Origin of the sequence: Microbacterium sp. W4I20 (assembly GCF_030816505.1) — a bacterium.
Lineage (GTDB): Bacteria > Actinomycetota > Actinomycetes > Actinomycetales > Microbacteriaceae > Microbacterium.
Window position 1 is genome coordinate 1,429,176 of record NZ_JAUSYB010000001.1, and the last position, 22,625, is coordinate 1,451,800.

A 22,625-nucleotide genomic window follows, 5' to 3' on the forward strand; every position below is an offset into this window, starting at 1 on the left:
AGGCCTCGGCGTGGGCGAGATCGGCTCCTCCGGGGAGGCGCACGGCTTCCTCTCCGTCGCCATGGGTAGGCTCCCGAGCATGGTTCGCAGTCAGAAGCGCGGTGGGCGCGACACGGTCGCCCGGCACGCCACCCTCCCCACGCCGAGCGCCGGGAAGACGTTCCTGAAGTTCTTCGGCATCTCGCTCGGGGTGATCCTCGTCTCCGCCGTCGCGGTCGGCGCGTTCGTCGTGACCGACCTCTTCAACCGGGTCGGTGACGATGCGGAGGTGCTCGAGGGGTCGTCCGAGGTCCAGCCTCCGACGGTCGGCGCCTTCCCCGCGGATCAGGCGTTCAGCATCATGGTCGTCGGCACGGACGAGTGCGGCGAGATCACGACGCAGCTTCTCGGCCCGCGCTGCTCCGAGGCCGATGGAGGGGTGCTCAACGACGTGAACCTCCTCATCCATGTCTCCGCCGAGCCCCGCAACGTGACCGTGGTCTCCCTCCCCCGCGACCTCGGCGTCCCGGTGCCGGAGTGCACGCGGAAGGACGGATCCGTCGCGTCCTCGATGTCGAAGCAGCCCATCAATTCGATCTTCGACCACGCCGGACTCTCGTGCGTCGTGAAGACCGTGAGTGTGCTCGGTGACATCCCGATCGACTTCGCCGCCAAGATCAGCTTCGACGGGGTGATGGAGATCACCGATGCGATCGGCGGTGTCGAGGTCTGCATCGGCGGCGAGGGTATCCGCGACCCCAAGACGGACATCGACTGGGCCGCAGGCCCTCGCACGATCTCCGGCTACGACGCCCTGAAGTTCATCCGCACGCGCAACGGCGTCGGCGACGGCAGTGACCTGGCGCGCATCTCCAACCAGCAGCAGTACATGTCGCGGCTGGCGAAGAAGATCCTGAGCGAGGAGACGCTGACCGACGTGCCGAAGGTGCTCCGGCTCGCGAACGCGGTCGCCGACAACATCGTGCCGAGCGAGTCGCTGAGCGACCCGCTCCGGCTGGCCCAGCTCGCGCTCGCGCTGAACGACGTGCCGTTCAGCGACTTCGTGTTCGTGCAGTACCCCAACGTCGGCGACCCCGAGAACTCGAACAAGGTCGTGCCGAACGAGCAGGCGGCCGAGGCGCTGTGGGCTGCGATGAAGTCCGGGCAGCCGCTCCAGCTGACCGGCGATGTCACGACCCACGAGGGTGTCGAACTGGTGACGCCGGCTCCTGAAGCGACGCCGGACCCCACGTCCACGGAGACCTCGGCGCCCCGATCGACGCTGCCGCCGGAGATCTCCGGGCAGACCGCCGAACAGGAGACCTGCGCCAACGGCAGGCAGAACTGACCGCGTCCGACTGAGCGCGTAGGCTCGAGCGCATGGGCCGGACGCGATCGCGAGACACCGAGCATCCGCAGGCCCGGCTCGACCACGGCGGCATCGCCCGGATCGTGCCGTCCGAGTTCACCAGCGGCTTCGAGCTCATCGTCGACGACACCCCGCAGTCGCACGTCGACCTCGACGACCCGACGCACCTGCACTTCGAGTACATCGTGCGCATGGGTGCCGTCATCGACCAGCTTCCCGAGGGTCCGCTGACCGCCGTGCACCTGGGGGCGGGGGCCCTCACCATCCCCCGCTACATCGACGCCACCCGTCCGGGGTCGCGCCAGCAGGTCATCGAACTCGAGGCTCCGCTCGCGCAGCTCGTCCGCGAGCATCTCCCCTTGCCGAAGAGCGCGGGTATCCGCATCCGGATCGGCGATGCGCGCGAGGGCGTGTCCCGCCTGCCCGCCGCCCTGCACGCACAGTGCGATCTCGTCGTGTCGGACGTGTACTCGGGCGCGCAGACGCCTGCGCACCTGACCAGCATCGAGTTCTACCGCGAGCTGTCGGCCCTCCTCGCCCCGAGAGGCGTGCTGCTGGTCAACGTCGCCGACGGGCCGGGCTTGGCGTTCGCGCGGCGGCAGGCGGCCACGATCGCCGAGGTGCTGCCCGAGATCGGCATCCTCGCCGACACGCAGGTACTCAAGGGCCGCCGCTTCGGCAACCTCGTGATCGCCGCATCCGCCGCTCCCCTGCCGACCGAATGGCTGCCGCGCATGCTCGCCGCCGGTCCGCATCCCGCGAAGATCGCCCAGGGTGCGGAGGTGCAGGCCTTCGTGCAGGGTGCCCGGATCGTGACGGATGCCGACGCCGTGGCGTCGCCCCGACCCAACGCCTCGCTCTTCCTCCGCTGACCTGGCGCACTGCGTCGTCACGCTCTGCGGACGCTGTCACGATCAGCGGATGCTTTCGCGCGAAGCATCCGCTGATCGTGAACTGCTCCGCAGATCGTTCCCGAGAGGACTTCGGGAACGGATGCCGACGCGCAAGGCGCGCCGCCCGGACGAGGTCGTACCCGGCAGGCAGACTGGACGGGGACGCCGCGGAAGGAGAGCAATGAGTTTGATCCAGGGATACGACCAGGAGACCCTCCGTGAGCGTGTCGATGTCGCCGAGTGCGCCGCGCGTCTTGCAGAGATCGAGTCGCAGCGCAGCCTTCCCGCGCTCCTCGAGCGCGTGTGGCTGCTCAAGGTGCTCGATCGCCTCGACGAGGCCCTCGTGCTGGCCGACGAGACCGTGCGACAGGCACGCATGGCGGGCACGCGCAAAGACGTGCTGAGGGCACGGGTGCTGCACGCCACGATCCTGCAGTACCGCGGCTCGTACGCCGCCGCGGAGCAGGAGCTGGCGACGTGCGCCGACGAGGCCGAGGGGCAGCGGTGGGTCTCGATCGCGGCGTTCGCGCACCACCATCACGGCAAGAACGCCTATGACGCGGGCGACTTCGAGACGGCCAGGGAGAGCTTCAAGCGCTCCCTATTCCTGCGGCGCGAATCGGGTGCCGAGGACAAGGACCTCGAGACCGCCCTGCTCGCGATCGAGGCGGCCGAGCGTCGGCGTTCCACGCAGCTCGTCGCGGGCTGAGCACGCCTGACCCGCGATGTCGGCGGGATGGCCTAGCCTGATCGCATGGCGGAACTTGACCGTGTGCGCATCTGGGGCGAGGCACTGATCAGGATGCATCTCGATGACAGCTGGTCCTTCGACTTCGACCATGCGAAGCGCCGTGCCGGACTCTGCGACTACACGAAGAAGCGCATCACCGTGTCGCGATATCTCGCGGCGCGGTTCGACGATGACGAGATCCATCAGGTGCTGCTGCACGAGGTGGCGCACGCGATGGCCGGGCACACGGCGGCCCACGGTGCGGCGTGGAAGCGCGTCGCGCGCGACATCGGCTACGTCGGCGGCACCACGCATCGGGGTGAGACCGCGGTCGAACTCGCACCGTGGGTCGGCCGCTGCCCCGCCGGGCACGTGACGTATCGGCACCGTCGTCCGACGCGAGCCACATCCTGTGCACGATGCTCGCGCACGTTCGATCAACGGCACGTGTTCGCCTGGACGCGACGCGAGATCACGACCGACACCCGGCTCGCCGCGCAGATGTCGCGCTGAGAGGTTCTCAGTCCGAGCGGGGATCCGCGTCGTCGGAGGCTTCGACTGCATCCGGGTCACCGGCTGTGCTCCCGGACGCGGCGCGTCGCCGACGCAGCAGGGCGGCCAGTGCCCGCCATCCGAGGAGGAAGACGCCGAGGACGAGCGTCGCGACGATGATGAACGGCAGCTCCGCGGTGTCGCCGCTGAGCACGCGCACGAGCAGGCCGGCCGCCACGGTAACGACCCACACCACCGCGCCCCACGCGAGCGACCACGGTCGCCGCGGTCGGCCCGGAAGCAGGGCGGCGAGAAGGTGGCCGAGGAGCAGTCCGACCAGGAACGGCCATGCGGTGAGCAGGAATCCCGCGGGATCCTCGTCGTGCGACGCGCGGCCGATCGCGGCGAAGACGAGCACGAACAGGGCGTCGACGATGACAGCGGGAAGGTACCTCATGCCACGACCCTACGTCGCGGGCGCAGCCCCCGCGCACACCCCGCGGCTGAGGAGGAGAACTCCGTGAGGGGCGGATGCCGGCGCCGAGCTCGTCCTCCCATCCCGGCGGAGTCCGCCCGACGACCGGGGCCTCAGACGAACCGGGTGAACCGACCGCTGCTCAGGACCGGAACAGCGTCGACGGCGTCGAGCACCGCGGCATCCGTCGTCGAGGACGGCACCACGCCGGATGCCGCCATGCGCGCAGTCGACGGCACACCGATCTCGAGCTCGCGTGCCGAACCGCTCGCGGTGAGCAGGTGCCGCATCGCACGCCGCAGGGCGCGGAAGCCCTCGGCGGCGACCGCGGCGTCGGGCGCGGTGTGGTCGATACCCAGGTCGGTGAGCGCCGCCACGATCGCGCCGGCCCCGAGCTGATCCTCGACCGCAAACCGCAGACCACCCGCGGGATCGACCTCGCCCGCCGCGATGATCGCGACCGAGGTGCGGGCCTGCCGCCGTTCCTGCACGGTCTGCACGGCGCGGGCCACGGCCGAGGCGTTGCGGATGCCGCCGACGAACACGGTCTCCGCGGCGTCCGCCGCAGCCGATGCCACCGCCGCACCATTGCTCGACCACTCGACCGCGTCGGCCAGCTCGATCTCGGCGCCCGCGGCGACAGCATCCGCCATGGTCGAGGAGAACCGCAGCACGTCGACGACCACGACGATGTCGGCGGGGGCCAGCCGGGCGAGGCCCGCGGTCCCCCAGTCGAGGCGGACCTGGTACGTGGACTGATCGAACGGCGACGGCATCCGTCCAGCCTAAATCAGCCGGCGGCGAGGGCCTCGACCGGAGCCACCCGCGTCGCCAGTCGAGTCGGGGTCGCGGCGGCGACCAGGGTGAGCACAGCCGTGGCCACCACGATGATCGCGATCGGGATCCACGGGATCTGCGGCGCCACGAGCCCGGCGGGGGTGAAGTCGGGCAGCGTCGGGACCGAGCCGAGCAGCGACTGCGCGGCGATCCAGCCGTAGACGACACCCAGCACGAGCCCGGTCAGAGTCGCCGCCACCGTGATGTGCGTGGCCTCGAGCAGCACCATGCGCCGCACCTGGCGGTTCGACAGACCGATCGAGCGCAGCAGCCCGAGCTCGCGGCGCCGCTGGACGACACCGATCGTGAGCAGATTGACCAGGCCGACCGCGGCGATCACCGCGGAGACCGCGACGAGCACCATCATGATCGCGGCGAACGCGTCGAACGGAGCGAAGAACTCCTCCGGGATCTCACCGGTCACCTGGCTCATCATCAGGCGCTTGGCCGATTCGAGCGCGACGGCGAACATCGTCACCAGGGTGACGCCCATGACCACCCCGATCGCCATCCGCGAGGAGCGCTCCGGGTACCGCAGCGCGTTCTCGGCGGCGAGTCGGGCGGTCGCGCTCGACCCGAACAACCGACCCACCAGGCGCAGCACCGGAGGCATGAACATGACCGATCCGAGTGCCAGGCCGGTGAACGACAGCAGTCCGCCGAAGAACGCGATGACCACGCCGAGCGGCGTCATGAGCCCGATGATCACGCCGCCGGCGAGCAGGACCGCACCGGTGATCAGCAGGATCCAGGAGCCGACGTGCCGACTCGGCTTGCCGGAGACCTCGTCGTGCGTCCGCTCGACCGAACCGCCGAGTGCCTGCAGCGGCGTCACCGACAGCACGCGACGCGACCCCGCCCAGGCGGCGGCCCAGGTCGTGAGGGCGACGCCGATGGCCGGCAGCGCGATGAACGGCTGCGCGAGAGAGAAGCCGATCGGATCGTTGGCGATCAATTGGGTGCCCACCTGCACGCCCACAGCCGAGATGAGAAGCCCCACGATCAGGCCGATCGCAGCCCCGAGCACCCCGACGATCATGCCCTGTCTGCCGACCTCGGCCCGCTGGGATCTCGCGGTCGCGCCGATCAGGCGCATCAGGGCGATCTGCCTCGTGCGACCGGCGATGATGGTGGCGAAGGTGTTGGCCGTGACGATGGCTGCGACGTACATCGCGACCGCAGTCAGCAGCACCGAGAGCAGCGCGACCACGAACGCCAGCGTCTCGCTGTCGCCGATGAACGGGTCGGCCTGCAGCACCGCTTCGATGTACGCGGTGACCTCGACGAGGATCACGCCGAAGGCGGCGGACAGTCCGGCGACGAGGATGCTGGCGCCCATGCCCCGGTCGCGGAGCCAGGCGAAGCGCGGTCCGGTCGCCCTCGTCTCGGGGACGACCGTCGCGACCGCGGTCATGCCGCCACCTCGGCGGCGAGCATGTACGCGGAGATCTGCTCGGCAGTCTGGCGCGGGTGATCGGCGACGATGCGTCCGTCGCCGAGGTAGAGCACGCGGTCGGCGTGGCTCGCCGCGATGGCGTCGTGCGTGACCATGGCGATGGACTGGCCGTGCTCGCGGCTGGCGGTGGCCAGCAGCTGCAGCACCTCTCGGCCCGTCTTGGAGTCGAGGTTGCCGGTGGGCTCGTCGGCGAAGACGAGGTCGGGCGCGGTGGCGAGTGCGCGGGCGATGGCCACGCGCTGCTGCTGTCCTCCGGAGAGCTGGTGCGGGCGGTGGTTCAGGCGCGAGCCGAGGCCCAGCGTCTCGATCAGACCGTCGATGCGCGCCCGCTCGATCGCACTGGGGCGACGGCCGTCGAGCTCGAACGGCAGCATGATGTTGCCCAGCGCATCGAGGGTCGGCACCAGGTTGAACGCCTGGAAGATGAAGCCGACGCGGCGCCGACGGAGGATCGTGAGGTCGAGGTCGCCGAGCCCGGTGATGTCGGTGTCGCCGATCCAGGCGCGTCCTTCGGTCGGGCTGTCGAGTCCGGCCATGATGTGCATGAGCGTGGACTTGCCCGAGCCGGAGGGCCCCATGATGGCGGTGAACTGTCCACGGCGGATGCCGACGCTGACGTCGTCGAGTGCGCGGACGGTCCCTTCACCCGAGCCGTAGGTCTTCTTCAGGTGCTGGACGCGGGCGGCGAGCCCGAGGTCGGTGGTCGTGATCTCCATGCTTTCACGCTATTTCCGGCACCAGTGTCGCCGCGTCGCCCGGAGGAGGCATCCGTCGTACATCGCAAGGATGATCCCGCTCCTCCCGTCGACCCGCTCCTTTATGTGCGAGCCGCCCCTCTATGCACGGACGCAACGGGGCGGCCCGTACCGAAAGGGGCGGCTCGCGCAGTCAGGCGAGGCCGTGCTCGAACGCGAAAACGACCAGCTGCACCCGGTCGCGCAGTGCGAGCTTCGTGAGGATGCGACTGATGTGGGTCTTCACGGTGGCTTCGCTCAGGTACTCGCGCCCGGCGATCTCGGCGTTCGACAGCCCGCGGGCGGCGAGCGCGAAGATCTCCCGCTCGCGATCGGTGAGGTCGGCGTACTGCGGCGGCACTGGCTTGGGCGCCTCGGCGAAGTGCTCGAACAGGTCGCGGGTGGCGGATGCCGCGATCACGCTGGATCCGGCGTGCACGGTGCGGATCGCGGCGAGCAGGAACTCCGGATCGGCATCTTTGAGGAGGAAGCCGCTCGCCCCCTGCCGGATCGCGCGGGCCGCGGCCTCGTCGAGGTCGAAGGTGGTGAGCATGACGATGCGCGGAGGATCCGGTCGGGTGAGGATCTCGGCGGTCGCCGTGAGGCCGTCCATCACCGGCATCCGGATGTCCATCAGCACCACGTCGGGGCGGCTGGTGCGCACGACCTCGAGCGCCTCCTGCCCGTTGCCGGCTTCGCCGACCACTTCGAGGTCCGGTTGCGAGGCGACCAGCATGCGGATGCCGGCCCGGAACAGCGCCTGATCGTCGACGAGGACGACTCTGATCATGCGTGCTCTCCCTGGTCCTGCGATTGCGTCACTGTCCGAGCCCGAGATCAGCCGAGGCGGCGATCGGGAGCGAGCCGCTCACGACGAACTGCGCGCCCCGACGCTCGGCTTGCAGACTACCGCCGACGAGCTGGGCACGCTCGCGCATGCCGATGAGGCCGTGTCCGCCCCCGGCGGCCGGCGCGTCGCCGACGACCGTGTTGCGCACCTCGATGTCGACCCGGTCGGGCAGCCAGCTGAGATGCACGTGCACCGTGCCGTCGCCGTGCCGGATCGCATTGGTGAGCGCCTCCTGGAGGATGCGGTACACCGCCAGCTGGATCGCGCCCGGCGGCTCCCCCGGCGGCATCGGGTCCACCGTGACGAGCGGCTCGACACCCGCCTGGCGCACCTGCGCGAAGAGCGCCTCGAGGTCGGCGAGGGTCGGTTGCGGGCCGTCGCCCTGACGGTGGCGGAGCTGGGTGAGCAGCATCCGCACGTCGCTCAACGCGCCCCGCGCGGTCTGGGCGATCGTGCCGAGCGCCTCCGTGGCCATCTCGGGCTTCGTGGCCGCGACGTAGCGGGCTCCGTCTGCCTGGGCGATCACGACGGCGAGGGAGTGGGCGACGATGTCGTGCATGTCCCGCGCGATGCGCACGCGCTCCTGCTCCTCCGCAGCGACCGACTCCGCCTGCAGCTGTGCCGAGCGGGTACGCCGCGACCGCAGCACGACCCGCCAGAGAAGACCGCACACCCACGCGAAGCCCAGGGCGAGGACCGAGACTATGAGGAGCAGCACGCCGCCGGTGAGCTGGTCCCAGCCACTGCCGGAGCCGAACGCGACGCCGCTCACCAGCACCATGTACGCCGCGGCGATCAGACCGCCGACCAGCGTCGAGGCGAAGCCGAGCCAGAGTACGCGCTGCGTTCCCCAGGCCGCCGTCGCGTAGAGCACGAGCAGGATCGCCAGGTCGATCGGAAGCGGACCGAACCCCGCCAGCATCTGCACCAGCGCACCCGCCCACGCGGCGCCGAGCGCCAGCCCCGGAGCCAGTCGGCCGATCGCCACACCGCCGAACATGAGGATGCCCGCGACGACCACCGCGCCGACGCTCGTCCCCTGGATGACGGTTCCGCCGGTGGTGGGACCGTAGAACACGACGGACGTCGGTGTCAGGAGGAGGAAGAGCAGCGCCGCCCCGATGATGTCGAGGATCAGCGCCGTGCGAGAGAGCGGGCGGATCACTCCCCCACGCTACGCGAGCGCCTCGCGACCGGCATCCGTCTGGAGATGTATCCCGCGCTTAGACCCGGCAGAGGATCTCGCCGTGCGGCACGACGAACCAGCCGTCGCCGTCATCGGCCCAGCGCTTCCAGGCGTCGCTGATGTCCTGGAGGTCGGCCGGAGTCGCCATCCCGCTGTCGACGAGCTGACGCGTCAGCGCGGACTCGAGGATGCGGTCGGCCCACATCCCACCCCACCACGCACGCTCGGCGGGCGTTGCGTAGCACCAGGTGGATGCCGTCGCCGTGACGTCCTCGAAGCCCGCAGCGCGCGCCCAGGACAGCAGCCGCCTCCCGGCATCCGGCTCACCTCCGTTGGCCCGGGCCGCACGGCGGTACAGATCGAGCCAGCGGTCGAGCTCGGGCAGCACCGGGAACCACAGGAAGCCTGCGTAGTCGGCGTCGCGGGCGGCGACGATGCCTCCGGGCGCGGTGACTCGCCGCATCTCGCGGAGGGCCTGCACGGGATCGGCGACGTGCTGCAGCACCTGGTGCGCGTGCACCACGTCGAAGGACTCGTCGGAGAAGGTGAGCGCATGCACGTCCTCGACCGAGAAGTCGAGGTTCGTGACGCCGCGCGCGGCGGCGAGATCGCGCGACAGGGACAGGACGTCGTCATCGATCTCGGTGGCCGTGACGTGGGCGACGACTCCGGCGAAATCGAGGGTGATCGTTCCGGGGCCGGCGCCGATGTCGAGAAGACGCGTCGTGTCTGTGAGATGCGGGCGCAGGTAGGCGGCGGAGTTCGCGATGTCGCGCACGTTGTGCGACCGGAGGACGGACTCGTGGTGTCCGTGCGTGTAGGAAGCCATGCGCCTCAGTCTGGCAGCAGCGCCGTGATCCTCGCCGCCACGTCGGCCACTGTTGCGCCGGACGTGTCGACGAGAAGCTCGCCTTCGCGCAGCGGCCATCGGCGCTGGCGTGAGCCCTGCATGACCACGTCCTCGATCATCGACGAGGATGCCCCGATGAGGTCGTCGCCGGCCAGCGATGCGCCGTCGGCCGCGGCACGACGGTGCGCGCGCTCGCGACGTGCCGTCTCGTCGGCGTCGAGTCGGAAGAAACGCACGTCCGCCTCGGGGAACGCCGCACGAACGTCGTCCGGACCGATCTCGAGCGGCGCGACCGCGACCAGCGTCCGCGCACCGATGGCCGCGAAGGTCCGCTGCAGCGTACTCGTGTTCTGCAGCCCGACCGTGCGGTCGATGTTCCAGGCGAAAGCCAGCTGGGCGACGTCGATGAAGCCCGTGCGTCGCTGCTCGCGCCAGAGGCCGCTCGCGACCTCCCAGCCGACTCGCGAGGATCCGGCGCACCGCGGGCCGGTGACCCAGATCACGCGCTCGGTCGTGTCGGATGCCGGGGGTGCCAGCTCCGGCGCAGGCACCGCCATCCCCGTCGCCCCGCCGTCGAGCACCGCCGCCCAGCGGTCGAGCACCGCACGCTCGGTCGCCTCGACCGTGCACCCATCGGTCTCGAGCATCGACCACGCGGGGTGGGCAGCTTCCGTCTCCCGCGTACCGATAGCGAGCACGTCGTCGACCTGCTCCTGGGCCCAGCGGCGAGGCGCCAGGCGTGTCCGTCTCGTCGCCTCCGAAGCCCGCAGCCAGAGGGAGACCGTCGGATGACCGTTGCCCGGCGGCGGCTCGGCGGGATCGGCGACGCCGGAGACGACGAGTCGCTCGATGCCCGCCTCGTCGAGCCGCGCGATGAGGCGCACGAGAGCGGTCTCCTTGAGTGCCCAGCGGTCGGGGTCGTCGGCCGGAGCGGGATAGCACATGCCCAACTGATCGATATCGAGGTAGCCGACGGGCGCACCCGTCCCCGCCGACTTGCGGGCCGCTGCCCATGCGACGGTGCTCTTCCCGACGCCGGGCACCCCCGCCAACCGCAGCACGTCCATGCGCCTCAGTCTGGCAGGCCCGCCTCGATCACCGCCCTCACTGCAGTCCTGCGACCGCCCGCCGGATCGCCTCGCGGTCGGGCTTCCCTGACACGAGCGTCTGCAGCTCGTCGACCAGGATGAGCCGCGCGGGTCTCGCCGGGGCGCCGATCTCCTCGGCGACGGCGTCGCGCGCGTGCTCGAGCTGCTCGGCCTCGCTGCGCCGGAGCGCCTCGCCTCTGGCGGCGACGATGACCGATGCCTCGCCCCAGCGCGCATCCTCGACACCGACGACGACGGCACCCGCGAGTCCGGGGATGCGACGCACGATCTTCTCCACACGATCGAGCGAGATGTTGATGCCACCCGACACGATGACGTTGTCGGCACGGCCGTGCACCCGCACGACGTCGTTCTCCACGATGCCCAGATCGCCGGTGCGATACCAGCGGATGCCGTGCTCATCGCGCACGAACATGCGCGCGGTCAGGGCGTCGTCACCGAGATACCCCTCCGCGAGCATCGGGCCCGCGATGCGGAGCTCGCCGTCGACGACGCGGACGCCGGTGGTGTCGAGCGGTACGCCGTCGTACACGCATCCACCGCTCGTCTCGGTCGAGCCGTAGGTGCGCACGAGCCGCACGCCGAGATCGGCCGCCTGCTCGCGCAGCGGCTCCGGTAGCGACTGGCCGCCCACGAGGATCGCACGGTAGGCCTGCAGCGCTGCGCGCACCGCGGTCTCGTCGGCGGCATCGAGCAGCGTCGCGATCTGGGCGGGGACGAGAGAGGTGAACAGCTCGGGGATGCCGGTGGTGGAGCCGGCCGCAGGACGCAGCATCGCCAGCGTCGCCTCGGCGAACGACCGCGGCGAGAACCGACCGTCGATGGTCGCCGGCTCCGTGCCCGCCAGGATCGAGCGGACCAGCACTTGGAGCCCCGCCACATAGCCCGCGGGCAGCGCGAGCAGCCAGCGGCCGCTGCCGATGCGGGCGGCGGTCGCCTCCGCGCTCGCCCGCAATGCGTCCGCACTCAGGGCGACCCGTTTGGGGATGCCGCTCGACCCCGACGTTGCGATGACCACCGCGATGCCGTCGGGCACCTCATCGGGGCTCCCCGCGAGCATCCCGAATCCCACGGCCGGTCCGGCCTCGAGCGCGCGCTGCAGAACGGGCCGCAGCAGGGTCGGATCTTCCGCATCCGTCGGGATCAGAACGGTCATGTGCGCATCGCCCCGGCCTCAGTAGTGCCAGGGGAACGACGACCAGTCCGGGTCGCGCTTCTCGAGGAACGAGTCGCGACCCTCGACGGCCTCGTCGGTGCCGTAGGCCAGACGCGTCGCCTCACCGGCGAACACCTGCTGGCCGACCAGCCCGTCGTCGACGGCGTTGAAGGCGAACTTCAGCATGCGGATCGCCGTCGGCGACTTGGTCAGCACGGTGCGCGCCATCTTCAGCGCCTCGCGCTCGAGGTCGGCGTGCGGGACGACCCGGTTGACGGCTCCGGCCTCGTAGGCGCGCTGCGCGGAGTACTCCTCGGCGAGGAAGAACACCTCGCGGGCGAACTTCTGCCCGGTCTGCCGAGCCATGTACGCGGAGCCGTATCCGGCGTCGAAGCTGCCGACGTCGGCATCCGTCTGCTTGAAACGCGCCTCCTCAGCCGAAGCGATCGTCAGGTCGCACACGACGTGCAGCGAGTGCCCTCCGCCGGCCGCCCACCCGGGGACGACCGCGATGACGACCTTCGGCATGAAGCGGATCAGGCGTTGTACCTCGAGGATGTGCAGCCGGCCGCCGCGCGCGGCATCCTGCACCACCGTCTCGGATTCGGAGTACTTGTACCCGTCGCGTCCGCGGATGCGCTGATCGCCGCCGGAGCAGAACGCCCAGCCGCCGTCCTTCGGGCTCGGCCCGTTCCCGGTGAGCAGCACCGCACCGATCCTCGAGTCCTGGCGGGCGATGTCGAGCGCTCGGTACAGCTCGTCGACGGTGTGCGGACGGAAGGCGTTCCGCACCTCCGGCCGGTTGAACGCGATGCGGGCGACACCGCCGTCGTGGGTGACATGCGCGGTGATGTCGGTGTAGTCCTCGGCACCGGGCGCGAGCACCCATTCGGCCGGGTCGAACAGATCGGAGACGGATGCGGTGGTCACGGCATCCACCCTATTCCCCGGCCTCCGAGAACGACGGAGCGCCGCCTCCCGAGGGAGACGGCGCTCTTTTTCGTGCGGATGCTGTCAGGCGCGGCGAGCGCGGGCGGTCTTCACCCATCCGTCGATGATGTCCCAGACGACGATCCCGGCGGTGACCACGGCGAACACGGTCGTGACGACCCGGAACACGCCGCCCTGCTCGGCCGCTCCGGCGTTCGCCATAGCGAGCTCCTCGCCGTGCTCGGTCGCCAGGTAGTTCAGGAACTCCGGGTTGACCAGCTGTCCCGTGATGAGGAGGTACAGCGCGGGGACCGCGAACGCGACGGCCAGCACGGTGTTGACCACGGCAAGCGGGACGGTCCAGCGGCCCACCCGGTAGACCGCGATCGCGAGCGCCAGCTCGGCCATCATGAGCACGAGCAGCGCGGTCATCCCCCACGGCCACAGCTCCGGGTTCAGGATCGGCAGCGCCTCGCCGTCCGCCCGGACGAAGCCGCGCAGCGCGTCCCACAGAATCGCGGCGGCGGCGAGAGCGAGGAAGATGACCGAGCCGATCATCTCCGACCAGCCGGCGCGGGTCTCGTAGTGCTCCGGAAGCTGGTCGACCGTCCACTGCGCCTCCGGGACCGGCACCGTCCGCTCCAGGATGGCGAAGACCAGCACGGTCCAGAAGCCCAGGTTGACGATCACCTGGATGATGACCACGACGATCGCACCGATGGTCTCGCCGATCGTGGCGAACTCGAGGATCTTCGCGATCGCGACACCGAATGCTGCGCACGCGGGGACGATCCACAGCAGCAGCTTGAACAGTCGCCACCAGACGAGGAAGTAGCGCGGTCCGATGAGGTGGAGCGGGCGATCCGCGTAGTCGGCGGCCAGGGCCCCCGGGTCGCCGAGCTCGGTGAGGACGGCGCGCTCGGCCGAGTCGCGAGGTTCGCCCTGATCGGTGCGGGCTTCGACCGCATCGGCGATCGACGCCTCGAGCTCGGCGCGCACGTCGGCCTGCGAGGTCGCGGGCAGGCTGCGGATCGTGGCGCTGATGTACTTCTCGGTGAGAGTGGTCGTCGTAGGCATGTCAGTTCTCCTCGGAGGTGAGGGACGCGATCGCGGTCGTCAGGGATCGCCATTCGTCGGTGAGGGTGTCGGCGAGCCGGATCCCGGCTTCCGAGGTGCGATAGAACTTGCGGGGCCTGGCCTCGTCGGTGTTCCACTCGCTCGTGAGGTACTCCTGCTTCTCCAACCGGCGGAGCAGGGGGTACAGCGTGTTCGCGTCGGTGGCGAAGCCGCGGCGCTCGAGCTCCTCGAGCAGCCCGTAGCCGTAGCCCGCCGAGCGCAGCAGCTGCAGGCAGGCGAGCACGATGGTGCCGCGCCGCAGCTCCTGCAGGTGCGTGTCGAGGGTTTCGTTCATGGCTCACACGTTACTGTGCGTCACACAGCATTGTCAATCACACGTTTATGTAGCCGCCAATTCCCGTTGCTCCCGTGGCATTTTCTGCGGCTTCAGCGGCCACGAAGCCGCAGAAAGTGCCACGGGAGCGCACCTAGGGTGGACGGATGAGCGTGCAGATCGAACCCGTCGACCCGGCGGACGACGAGAGCGTCGATGCGTGGTGGGATGCCTATGCGGCCGCCGAGCGCGCGGACCGCGGCGACGACACCCCGGTCTGGACCCGCGAAGAGACGCGCAGCGCACTGCAGCATCCTTCCGCCGTCGTGGACCGCCGCATCTTCCTTCTGCGGGAGGGATCAGAGGTCGTCGGCTCGGCCGGTCTGGGGCTTCCGCTCAAGGACAACACGCACGTCGCCCATCTCTCGATCAGCGTGCCGCCGGAACATCGCCGGCGCGGTGTGGGCTCGGCAGCCCTGTCGTACCTCGAAGCCGAGGCCGCGGCATCCGGGCGTCGCGTCGTGCAGAGCACCGCGGCCTGGCCTCACGCCCTCGGCTCCGACGGAGCGGGCTCACCCGGGCGGGAGTTCGCGCGACGCCACGGATACGACCTCGCACTGGGCGACGTGCAGAACCGCCTCGACCTTCCGCTCGACCCCGCGCTGATCGATCGACTCGAATCCGAGCTCGCCACGGCCGTCGGTGGATACCGGATCCACAGCTGGGTCGGGCCCGTGCCGGAGGACGTCGTGGAGGGGTGGGCCGCCCTCGACGCATCCGTCGACACCGAGGCTCCCAGCGGCGACCTCGACATCGAGCCGGCGAAGCCCGACGTGGCGAGCATCCGCGAGAACGAAGACCTCATCACCCGTCAGAGGCGCGTCTCCTTCGGCACGCTGGCGTCGACGCCCGAGGGGGAAGCAGCCGCCTTCACTCAGCTCGTCGTCTCCGGCGACGACGGGAACGCCTATCAATGGGGAACGCTCGTGCGGCGGGCAGACCGCGGACACCGGCTCGGCACGGCCGTGAAGCTCGCCAATCTCCGGATGCTGCAGCGCGAGAGCCCGCAGACGCGCACGGTGCTCACCTATAACGCCGAGTCCAACACGCAGATGCTGGCCGTCAACACCCTCCTCGGCTTCCGCCCGAGCGAGCGCATGGGGGAATTGCAGAAGCGGCTGGAATGAGGTGAGCGCGCGGAAGACGCGCGCTCACCCCGTGATCACATGATGTTCCAGAACGGGTTCCAGTCCGGCCGGTCGGTGTACCAGCTGTTCCCCCGGTTGTCGCTGCAGGAGTAGTAGTCCTCCCCGGTCGTGCGCGAACAGCCCCAGACGTTGCTGAAGTCGGCATCGGCCGATGCAGCCGACGCACCTCCGATGACGAACGCGGCGCTGACACCGGCGACGGCGGCGATCTTGAGCAGTTTCTTCTTCATGGCGAACCTTCTCTCTGGCTTCTGGATGCCGACACCCCACGGGTCGACGCCGTCAGCGTAGAAGCCCCGATAGCCGCGCGAAAGAGACGCGAGCAGTATGCCGGAATGGGATCATCGCTCCGCCGACACGACCCGGCCCTCGGTGGTGAGCGACAGCGCCGGGGCACAATGGGCATATGCTCCCCCCGCTCGCAGACCTCATCGCCTCCGCCCGAGTCGTCTCCCTCCCGATGCACACCCGCTTCCGCGGCGTCGACACCCGAGAGGCCCTGCTCTTCGAGGGGCCGGAGGGATGGGCGGAGTTCTCCCCGTTCGTCGAGTACGAGGATGCCGAGGCGTCGACCTGGCTGGCGGCGGCCATCGACTTCGCCTGGCGGAGGCAGCCCGATGCCCTGCGCGACCGCATCCACGTCAACGCCACGATCCCTGCGGTCGACGCCTCGCAGGTGGCCGACCTGATGGCGCGTTTCGCCGGATGCCGAACCGCCAAGGTGAAGGTGGCCGAGCCCGGTCAGACTCTCGCGGATGATGTGGCGCGGGTGCGCGCCGTGCGCGAGGCGATGGGCCCCGAGGGCCGCATCCGCATCGATGCGAACGGGGTGTGGAACGTCGATGAGGCCGAGCACGCCCTGCACGCGCTCAACGAGTTCGATCTCGAGTACGTCGAGCAGCCGTGCGCGACCGTGCCGGAGCTCGCCGACCTGCGAAAGCGCGTGAAGTACATGGGCATCCCGGTGGCCGCGGATGAGAGCGTACGCAAATCGTCCGACCCGCTCGCCGTGGCACGCGCCCGCGCCGCCGACATCCTCGTGATCAAGGCGCAGCCGCTGGGCGGAGTGACCCACGCGCTGCAGATCGTGACGGCGGCCGGCCTCCCCGTGGTCGTCTCGAGCGCGCTCGACACCGCGATCGGCCTGTCGCAGGGCGCCGCCCTCGCGGCAGCACTCCCCCACCTCGACTACGACTGCGGACTCGGCACCTCATCGCTGTTCCTTGATGACGTCGCCGAGCTGCGGCCCGTCGACGGGTCGATCCCCGTCGGGCGGGTGACGCCGGATGCCGCGGCTCTCACCCATCTCGCCGCCTCCGACGACCGCCGCGACTGGTGGCTCGAGCGGCTCGAGCGCTGCCACGCGGTGCTCGCGTCAGCCTGAGCGCCGCGCCCGGCCCTCTCGAACTACTCGGCGACGAGCAACTGCACCAGTCGCCCGAGTTCGTCGCTGCCTGAGCGGCGGAGCCCCGCGTCGTCCTGGCCGGCCATGGCGCCACGAACCGTCATGCCCTCCCAGACGATCATGAGCATGAGCGCCGCCTCCTCCGCAGGCAGGTGCAGCTTCAAGACGCCGACAGCGGCGATGTCCTCGATGATCTGCGCGATGCTCGCGACCATCTCCCGCTCCTGCGCCAGGTAGGCGATGCCGAACTGCGGGTCGCGGAGCGCGCGGATGCGGATCTCGCTCATCAGCATCACTCCGAGGCGGTCATCGCTCCCGAGCTCCATCACCCTCTGCACGAGATCGATCGGATCGCAGCCGGGCGAGAGCGCGCCCTCCGCGGTCATCTCCGAGACCTGGGTCCGGACCGCATTCACCCGCTCCTCGGCGACACTGGCCGAGAGCATGAGGAAGAGCTCGTCCTTGGACTCGAAGTTGGAGTAGAACGCCCCCCGGGTGAATCCGGCGCGCTCGCACACGGCCTCGACGGATGCACCGTCCAGTCCGACTTCGGCGAAGACCTGTGCCGCCGCCTCGAGAAGACGCGCTCGCGTGTTCTCGCGACTGCGGGTCGCGGGTGTCGTCATCGAGAAACCTCCTGGCCCTTCACTCTCGCACGATTCACACCCGGCACACAGGCTCCGGCGCGCGGGTCACTTTACGATACATCTATGTATTGAATACACCTGTGTATCCAATCGGCATCACTTCTCGGAGGAACGCGTGTCCACTCTCCTGTCTTCGCTCGGTCGCTGGTCGTATCGGCATCCGTGGCGCGTCCTCATGTCCTGGCTCCTCGCCCTCGGCATCGCCGGGGCGGGCGCGCTCGTGCTGGGAGCGGGCACCGACAACTCGTTCTCCATCCCCGGCACTGAGTCGCAGGCAGGCCTCGAGCAGCTCTCCCGCTCCTTCCCGCAGGTCAGCGGCACCAGCGCCCAGATCATCGTCGTCGCCGCCGACGGCGACAAGGTCACCGACGATCCCTATCGGGACGACATCGAGCAGGCCGTCGACGACCTGGGAGACCTCGACGGCGTGCTCGCCGCGAACTCGCCCTACGACGAGATGGTCAGCGGCATGATCAACGACGACGAGACGGCCGCGATCGTGCGTCTGCAGTTCGACGGCGAATCGACCGACGTCTCGGACGAGACCAAGGATGCTCTCCGCGCCGCATCCGATGATCTCGCGGCCGAGCTCCCCGACGGCGCACAGACGGCTCTCGGCGGCGATCTGTTCGCCACGTCCATCCCGGGTCTGACGCTCACCGAAGCCGTCGGCCTGCTCATCGCCCTGCTCGTGCTGATCGTGACGTTCCGCTCCTTCGTGGTCGCCGGCCTCCCGCTCCTCACCGCCGTCCTCGGCGTCGGCATCTCGATGGCCGGCATCTTCGCCGCCACCGCGTTCGCCACCGTCTCGTCGACCACTCCCCTCCTCGCCCTCATGCTGGGGCTCGCGGTCGGCATCGACTACGCGCTGTTCATCATGGCGAGACACCAGGATCAGGTGCGCGAAGGAGTCGATCCGGAGGAATCCGCCGCGCGCGCCGTCGGCACCGCGGGATCCGCCGTCGTCTTCGCCGGGGTCACCGTCCTGATCGCGCTCATCGGCCTCGGCTTCGCCGGCATCCCGTTCCTCACCACGATGGGCATCGCGGCATCCGTCGCCGTCGCCATCGCCGTCGCGATCGCTGTGACCCTCACTCCCGCCATGCTCGGCTTCATGAAGGGCAGGGTCGCCGGCCGTCCGCCGCGCGCCCGCACCAAGAAGACCTCCTCCTCGTCCGAGAACGGCGGCGAGCGCGAACGCGCGAAGCCGACCAAGGAACGTGTGAAGGGCAGCGCCCGCTGGGTGAACGGCGTGACGAAGCATCCGATCCTGGTGTCGCTCGCCGTGGTCCTCGGTCTCGGCATCGTCGCCGTCCCGGCGCTCAGCCTCAACCTCGCCCTCCCGAACGCCGGGGTGCTCCCGAAGGACTCCGAGGCGCGACAGAGCTACGATCTCGTCGGCGAGGAGTTCGGTCCCGGATTCAACGGACCGATGATCCTCACCGGCACGATCGTCACCTCCACCGATCCGCTCACGCTGATGGAAGACCTGGGCGACGCCGTCGCCGACGTCCCCGGCGTGAAGGAGGTCGCCCTCGCGACCCCCAACGAGACCGCCGACACCGGCATCGTGCAGATCATCCCCGAGACCGCGCCCGACGATCCCGCGACGGCGGATCTCGTCCGCGAACTGCGGTCGCACCACGACGAGTGGCTCGATGAGTTCGGCATCGACCTCAAGGTCACCGGCTTCACCGCAGTCGGCATCGACATCTCCGATCAGTTGGGCAACGCGCTGCTGCCGTTCGGCATCTTCGTGATCGGGCTCTCGCTGATCCTCCTCACGATCGTGTTCCGCTCGCTGTGGGTGCCGATCACCGCCGCACTGGGCTATCTGCTCTCCATCGTCGCGGCGTTCGGCGTCGTCGGCGCGGTCTTCGAATGGGGCTGGTTCGCCGACCTGCTGCACGTCGCGAAGGTCGGTCCGATCATCAGCTTCATGCCGATCATCCTGATGGGCGTGCTCTTCGGCCTCGCGATGGACTACCAGGTGTTCCTCGTCTCCCGCATGCGGGAGGACTTCGTGCACGACCCCGCCCTTCGTCAGGCTCAGGGACCGGGGGGTGTCGATCGGGCGACCCGACGCGCGGCCGCCCTGCGCGCCGTGCGCAGCGGTTTCAGCGGCTCGGCGAAAGTCGTCACCGCGGCCGGTCTGATCATGTTCGCCGTCTTCGTCGCGTTCGTCCCCGAGGGCGATTCTTCGCTCAAGCCGATCGCGCTCGGCCTCGCCGCGGGCATCGCGATCGACGCCTTCCTGGTGCGGATGACGCTGATCCCCGCGCTCATGGCGATCCTCGGCGAGCGCGCGTGGGAGATCCCGCGCTGGCTCGAGAAGATCCTCCCCCACGTCGACATCGAGGGCGAGGCCGTCGAACGCGAGCGCCACCTGGCGTCGTGGCCCGGCGACGATTCGGTCGTCGCGGCGGACGGCCTCGAGATCAGCGCCGACGCCCCGGTCATCGAGAGCCTGTCTCTGCGGCTCGCGGCCGGTGAGGCTGTCGTCGCGAACGGCGGTGACTCCCGCTCTCGTCGTGCGCTGGCGCTCACCATCGCCGGACGCATCGCCCCGACCGACGGTCGCCTCCGCGTCGCAGGTCATCTCCTGCCGGGCCGCGCAGCCTGGGTGCGATCGCACGTCGGGTGCGTGCTCGTCGACGACGCGGATGCCGCCCTCGGCGACCTCGCCGAAGCCCTGCGCGGCACATCCGAAGTCGTCGTGATCGACGGACTCGACCGCCTCAGCGGCGGACAGCGCGATCAGGCCACGGCCATGCTGCGCGATGCTGCGGCGAGCCGACCGCTCGCCGTGTTCGCCACGGCATCCGATGCCGACGCTGCCCGCAGCATCCTCGCGGAGGCCGGCTGGCCCACCGCCGAGACCCTCGACACGCGCGCTCCGCGCCGTACCGCCACCGAATCCTCCGAGGTGACCGCATGACCCTCCCCATCGAGCGCGCACGCTCCCGCAAGCCCATCACGTGGCTGACGATCCTCGGCATCCTGCTGCTGCCGGCCGCCGTGGGCGGCATCCTGGTCGCGGCACTGCAGAACCCCACCGAGCGCCTGGATTCCATGACCGCGGCGATCGTCAACCTCGACGAGCCGGTCACCATCGACGACCAGGTCACACCCCTCGGCCGTCAGCTCGCCTCAGGTCTCGTGGAGGGTTCGGATGAACTCGACTCGAACCTCACCTGGGTGATCTCCAACGAGGAGGATGCTGCGGACGGACTGGCCGACGGCTCGTACCAGGCGGTCATCACCATCCCCGAGGACTTCTCCGCGGCGGCCACCTCCGCCGGGCAGGCGATCTCCGACGGCGGCGGCGCCGCAGCGGACAAGGCCGAGAAAGCCATGATCACCGTGACGACGCCGGACGACGGCCTCGTCGCCGACGACCTCATCACCGGCCAGATCGCCGATGTCGCCGCGTCGACGATGGGCACCATGCTCACCGAGGCGACGACGGAGAACGTGCTCGTCGGCTTCACGACCATCGGCGACCAGATCGGCGACGCGGCCGACGGCGCCGTGAAGCTCGCCCAGGGCGCTCGGGATGCCGCCGACGGCGCGGCCGAGATCCCCGACGGAGCCACGCAGCTGGCATCGGGCGCAGGAGAACTCAGCACCGGTGCGTCGTCGCTCGCCTCCGGCCTCGACACCATCTCCACGAAGACGCGCGAGGCCGCGACCGGGGCCGGACAGATCGGCGCCGGGCTCTCGGGCGGGGCGGCCGAACTGCAGAAGAACGTCGGCGGCATCAGTCAGCTCGTCGGTGCCATCCAGGCGGGATCGGCCTCTGCGAAGAGCGCCGCGGCGCAGTCGGCGGCACTCGCCGACGACCTCGGAGCCATGGCCGCTGCGTGCGTTCCCGCGACGAACGGCCAGGCCATGTGCGACCAGCTCGCCGCCGCTGCCGCAGACGCCGGCGTCACCGCGAAGTCGGCCGGCACAGCATCCGGAACGCTCAACAACCCCCAGGTCGCACCGGGCGTTGCCGCGATCCCGGGGACCTTCCGCACCCTCGCGTCGAGCATGTCGCAGGCCGGAGCGGGCGCCACGCAGCTCGCCGGCGGCCTGAACCAGCTCGCGAGCGAGGGCATCGACCAGTCGGCTGCCGGAGCCCGTTCGCTCGCCACCGGTGCGAGCCAGCTCTCCGACGGTGCGACCGAGCTCGCGACCGGCACGACCGAGCTCGCGACCGGTCTGGACACCCTGGCCACCGGCACCGGAGATCTCGCGGGTGGGCTGCGCACAGCATCCGATTCGCTGCCCTCGTTCAGCGACGAGGAGTCGACGTCCCTCGCCTCGGTGATCGCCGACCCGGTGTCGACGAACTCGTCGACGAACACCATCTTCGGGCCGACCGCCATCCCGCTGCTCGCTGCCGTGGTCCTGTGGTTCGGGGCACTGGCGTCGTTCATCGTGATGCGCGCGCACACCGCCCGCACGCTCACGTCTCGGCGTTCCTCCGCGGCTCTGACGCTGCGGGCCTTCGCGCCGGCCGCGCTGATCGGTGCAGGGCAGGGTCTGCTGGTCTCGCTGGTCGTGCAGTTCATCGCCAGCTACGACGCCGCCGCGTGGTGGGCGTTCGCCGGGACCGCCGTCCTCGCGGGCATCGCCTTCGCCGCGGTGAACCAGGCTCTCGTCGCACTGTTGGGCGGAGTCGGACGCTGGGTCGCCGCGCTCATCGGCGTGCTGGCCGTCGCGACCGGACTCATCTCGACCGTGCCCGACTGGCTCGCGAGCCTCGGAGCCGCGCTTCCGACAGCTCCCGCGTTCGCTGGACTGATCGCGGGCAACGGCTCGGCGGTCGCCTCGCTGGTGGTCTGGGGTGTGCTCTCACTCGTCGCGACGACGCTCGCCGTGACGATGCGTCGCACGACGTCGGCGAAGGCGGTCCTCGCCACGGCGTGACCCGGCCTCGCC

Annotated in this window: 22 protein-coding genes; 8 read left to right on the forward strand and 14 right to left on the reverse strand. The window is 70.1% G+C overall.

The genetic code is table 11. From position 1 onward, the window contains the following. Positions 1-79 precede the first annotated feature (79 nt). The 4 genes from QFZ21_RS06945 to QFZ21_RS06960 all read left to right on the forward strand — a co-directional run bounded on the left by QFZ21_RS06945 (position 80) and on the right by QFZ21_RS06960 (position 3,484). Positions 80-1,327, forward strand: coding sequence for an LCP family protein (locus QFZ21_RS06945; RefSeq protein ID WP_307375888.1), 1,248 nt, complete (start codon positions 80-82; stop codon positions 1,325-1,327). Positions 1,328-1,359: 32 nt separating this feature from the next. Beyond that, positions 1,360-2,220, forward strand: a complete 861-nt coding sequence (locus QFZ21_RS06950) for a spermidine synthase (protein WP_307375891.1) — start codon at positions 1,360-1,362, stop codon at positions 2,218-2,220. 202 nt (positions 2,221-2,422) lie between these two features. Next, positions 2,423-2,950: a hypothetical protein gene (locus QFZ21_RS06955; protein ID WP_307375894.1), complete on the forward strand. Its 528-nt coding sequence runs from the start codon at positions 2,423-2,425 to the stop codon at positions 2,948-2,950. 45 nt (positions 2,951-2,995) lie between these two features. Beyond that, positions 2,996-3,484, forward strand: a complete 489-nt coding sequence (locus tag QFZ21_RS06960; protein WP_307375897.1) for a SprT-like domain-containing protein — start codon at positions 2,996-2,998, stop codon at positions 3,482-3,484. A 7-nt stretch (positions 3,485-3,491) separates the two neighbouring features. On the opposite strand, the gene QFZ21_RS06965 is transcribed toward QFZ21_RS06960, so the two are convergent. The 12 genes from QFZ21_RS06965 to QFZ21_RS07020 all read right to left on the reverse strand — a co-directional run bounded on the left by QFZ21_RS06965 (position 3,492) and on the right by QFZ21_RS07020 (position 14,457). Beyond that, on the reverse strand, positions 3,492-3,920 hold the full coding sequence (locus QFZ21_RS06965; RefSeq protein WP_307375899.1) for a DUF3054 domain-containing protein: 429 nt from the start codon (positions 3,918-3,920) through the stop codon (positions 3,492-3,494). A 131-nt stretch (positions 3,921-4,051) separates the two neighbouring features. Then, on the reverse strand, positions 4,052-4,714 hold the full coding sequence (locus QFZ21_RS06970; protein WP_307375902.1) for a 2-phosphosulfolactate phosphatase: 663 nt from the start codon (positions 4,712-4,714) through the stop codon (positions 4,052-4,054). Between the two features lie 14 nt (positions 4,715-4,728). Next, entirely contained in the window at positions 4,729-6,189 is a 1,461-nt protein-coding gene (locus QFZ21_RS06975) for an FtsX-like permease family protein (RefSeq protein ID WP_307375905.1), read from the reverse strand. After that, positions 6,186-6,947, reverse strand: a complete 762-nt coding sequence (locus QFZ21_RS06980; RefSeq protein WP_307375907.1) for an ABC transporter ATP-binding protein — start codon at positions 6,945-6,947, stop codon at positions 6,186-6,188. The genes QFZ21_RS06975 and QFZ21_RS06980 overlap by 4 nt, the downstream gene beginning before the upstream one ends. 172 nt (positions 6,948-7,119) lie before the next feature. Next, positions 7,120-7,755 (reverse strand): response regulator transcription factor, encoded by a 636-nt coding sequence (locus tag QFZ21_RS06985; RefSeq protein ID WP_307375909.1) that lies wholly within the window; start codon positions 7,753-7,755, stop codon positions 7,120-7,122. Positions 7,756-7,783: 28 nt separating this feature from the next. Then, positions 7,784-8,980 carry a sensor histidine kinase gene (locus QFZ21_RS06990; RefSeq protein WP_307375913.1) on the reverse strand — a complete coding sequence of 399 codons (1,197 nt, stop codon included), beginning with the start codon at positions 8,978-8,980 and terminating at the stop codon, positions 7,784-7,786. Positions 8,981-9,038: 58 nt separating this feature from the next. Continuing rightward, complete coding sequence (locus QFZ21_RS06995) at positions 9,039-9,830, reverse strand: class I SAM-dependent methyltransferase (protein WP_307375916.1); 792 nt, start codon at positions 9,828-9,830, stop codon at positions 9,039-9,041. A gap of 5 nt (positions 9,831-9,835) precedes the next feature. Next, the gene (locus QFZ21_RS07000) at positions 9,836-10,918 is read right to left on the reverse strand and encodes a hypothetical protein (protein ID WP_307375919.1); all 1,083 of its coding nucleotides are present in this window, start codon (positions 10,916-10,918) and stop codon (positions 9,836-9,838) included. A gap of 37 nt (positions 10,919-10,955) precedes the next feature. Beyond that, positions 10,956-12,116 (reverse strand): AMP-binding protein, encoded by a 1,161-nt coding sequence (locus QFZ21_RS07005; RefSeq protein WP_307375923.1) that lies wholly within the window; start codon positions 12,114-12,116, stop codon positions 10,956-10,958. An 18-nt stretch (positions 12,117-12,134) separates the two neighbouring features. Continuing rightward, on the reverse strand, positions 12,135-13,046 hold the full coding sequence (locus QFZ21_RS07010) for a 1,4-dihydroxy-2-naphthoyl-CoA synthase (protein WP_307375924.1): 912 nt from the start codon (positions 13,044-13,046) through the stop codon (positions 12,135-12,137). A gap of 84 nt (positions 13,047-13,130) precedes the next feature. Next, positions 13,131-14,123, reverse strand: coding sequence for a permease prefix domain 1-containing protein (locus QFZ21_RS07015; protein WP_307375929.1), 993 nt, complete (start codon positions 14,121-14,123; stop codon positions 13,131-13,133). Position 14,124: 1 nt separating this feature from the next. Then, positions 14,125-14,457: a PadR family transcriptional regulator gene (locus QFZ21_RS07020; RefSeq protein ID WP_282214350.1), complete on the reverse strand. Its 333-nt coding sequence runs from the start codon at positions 14,455-14,457 to the stop codon at positions 14,125-14,127. 146 nt (positions 14,458-14,603) lie between these two features. Between QFZ21_RS07020 and QFZ21_RS07025 the strand changes: the two genes are divergently transcribed. After that, complete coding sequence (locus QFZ21_RS07025; protein ID WP_307375933.1) at positions 14,604-15,623, forward strand: GNAT family N-acetyltransferase; 1,020 nt, start codon at positions 14,604-14,606, stop codon at positions 15,621-15,623. 35 nt (positions 15,624-15,658) lie between these two features. Here QFZ21_RS07025 and QFZ21_RS07030 read toward each other — a convergent pair whose 3' ends face one another. Further along, on the reverse strand, positions 15,659-15,874 hold the full coding sequence (locus tag QFZ21_RS07030; protein WP_307375936.1) for a hypothetical protein: 216 nt from the start codon (positions 15,872-15,874) through the stop codon (positions 15,659-15,661). Positions 15,875-16,050: 176 nt separating this feature from the next. Between QFZ21_RS07030 and QFZ21_RS07035 the strand changes: the two genes are divergently transcribed. Next, the gene (locus tag QFZ21_RS07035; protein ID WP_307375940.1) at positions 16,051-17,028 is read left to right on the forward strand and encodes an o-succinylbenzoate synthase; all 978 of its coding nucleotides are present in this window, start codon (positions 16,051-16,053) and stop codon (positions 17,026-17,028) included. A gap of 23 nt (positions 17,029-17,051) precedes the next feature. Here the strand turns inward: QFZ21_RS07035 and QFZ21_RS07040 are convergent, their stop codons facing one another. Next, a complete protein-coding gene (locus tag QFZ21_RS07040; protein WP_307375941.1) occupies positions 17,052-17,675 on the reverse strand; it encodes a TetR/AcrR family transcriptional regulator in 624 nt (207 codons plus the stop codon). 136 nt (positions 17,676-17,811) lie between these two features. On the opposite strand from QFZ21_RS07040, the gene QFZ21_RS07045 reads away from it, so the two are divergent. Further along, positions 17,812-20,634: an efflux RND transporter permease subunit gene (locus QFZ21_RS07045; RefSeq protein ID WP_307375944.1), complete on the forward strand. Its 2,823-nt coding sequence runs from the start codon at positions 17,812-17,814 to the stop codon at positions 20,632-20,634. After that, positions 20,631-22,613: a YhgE/Pip domain-containing protein gene (locus tag QFZ21_RS07050; RefSeq protein WP_307375947.1), complete on the forward strand. Its 1,983-nt coding sequence runs from the start codon at positions 20,631-20,633 to the stop codon at positions 22,611-22,613. Before QFZ21_RS07045 ends, QFZ21_RS07050 begins: the two co-directional genes overlap by 4 nt. Positions 22,614-22,625: the final 12 nt, after the last annotated feature.

Bases quoted from the DNA above. Each gene is read 5' to 3' on its own strand.
- QFZ21_RS07050 (WP_307375947.1), top strand. From the start codon at position 20,631: ATGACCCTCCCCATCGAGCGCGCACGCTCCCGCAAGCCCATCACGTGG.
- QFZ21_RS06975 (WP_307375905.1), bottom strand. From the start codon at position 6,189: ATGACCGCGGTCGCGACGGTCGTCCCCGAGACGAGGGCGACCGGACCG.
- QFZ21_RS06945 (WP_307375888.1), top strand. From the start codon at position 80: ATGGTTCGCAGTCAGAAGCGCGGTGGGCGCGACACGGTCGCCCGGCAC.
- QFZ21_RS07005 (WP_307375923.1), bottom strand. From the start codon at position 12,116: ATGACCGTTCTGATCCCGACGGATGCGGAAGATCCGACCCTGCTGCGG.
- QFZ21_RS06965 (WP_307375899.1), bottom strand. From the start codon at position 3,920: ATGAGGTACCTTCCCGCTGTCATCGTCGACGCCCTGTTCGTGCTCGTC.
- QFZ21_RS07030 (WP_307375936.1), bottom strand. From the start codon at position 15,874: ATGAAGAAGAAACTGCTCAAGATCGCCGCCGTCGCCGGTGTCAGCGCC.
- QFZ21_RS06955 (WP_307375894.1), top strand. From the start codon at position 2,423: ATGAGTTTGATCCAGGGATACGACCAGGAGACCCTCCGTGAGCGTGTC.
- QFZ21_RS06950 (WP_307375891.1), top strand. From the start codon at position 1,360: ATGGGCCGGACGCGATCGCGAGACACCGAGCATCCGCAGGCCCGGCTC.
- QFZ21_RS07040 (WP_307375941.1), bottom strand. From the start codon at position 17,675: ATGACGACACCCGCGACCCGCAGTCGCGAGAACACGCGAGCGCGTCTT.
- QFZ21_RS07025 (WP_307375933.1), top strand. From the start codon at position 14,604: ATGAGCGTGCAGATCGAACCCGTCGACCCGGCGGACGACGAGAGCGTC.
- QFZ21_RS06995 (WP_307375916.1), bottom strand. From the start codon at position 9,830: ATGGCTTCCTACACGCACGGACACCACGAGTCCGTCCTCCGGTCGCAC.
- QFZ21_RS06960 (WP_307375897.1), top strand. From the start codon at position 2,996: ATGGCGGAACTTGACCGTGTGCGCATCTGGGGCGAGGCACTGATCAGG.
- QFZ21_RS07015 (WP_307375929.1), bottom strand. From the start codon at position 14,123: ATGCCTACGACGACCACTCTCACCGAGAAGTACATCAGCGCCACGATC.
- QFZ21_RS07000 (WP_307375919.1), bottom strand. From the start codon at position 10,918: ATGGACGTGCTGCGGTTGGCGGGGGTGCCCGGCGTCGGGAAGAGCACC.
- QFZ21_RS06970 (WP_307375902.1), bottom strand. From the start codon at position 4,714: ATGCCGTCGCCGTTCGATCAGTCCACGTACCAGGTCCGCCTCGACTGG.
- QFZ21_RS06980 (WP_307375907.1), bottom strand. From the start codon at position 6,947: ATGGAGATCACGACCACCGACCTCGGGCTCGCCGCCCGCGTCCAGCAC.
- QFZ21_RS07020 (WP_282214350.1), bottom strand. From the start codon at position 14,457: ATGAACGAAACCCTCGACACGCACCTGCAGGAGCTGCGGCGCGGCACC.
- QFZ21_RS07035 (WP_307375940.1), top strand. From the start codon at position 16,051: ATGCTCCCCCCGCTCGCAGACCTCATCGCCTCCGCCCGAGTCGTCTCC.
- QFZ21_RS06985 (WP_307375909.1), bottom strand. From the start codon at position 7,755: ATGATCAGAGTCGTCCTCGTCGACGATCAGGCGCTGTTCCGGGCCGGC.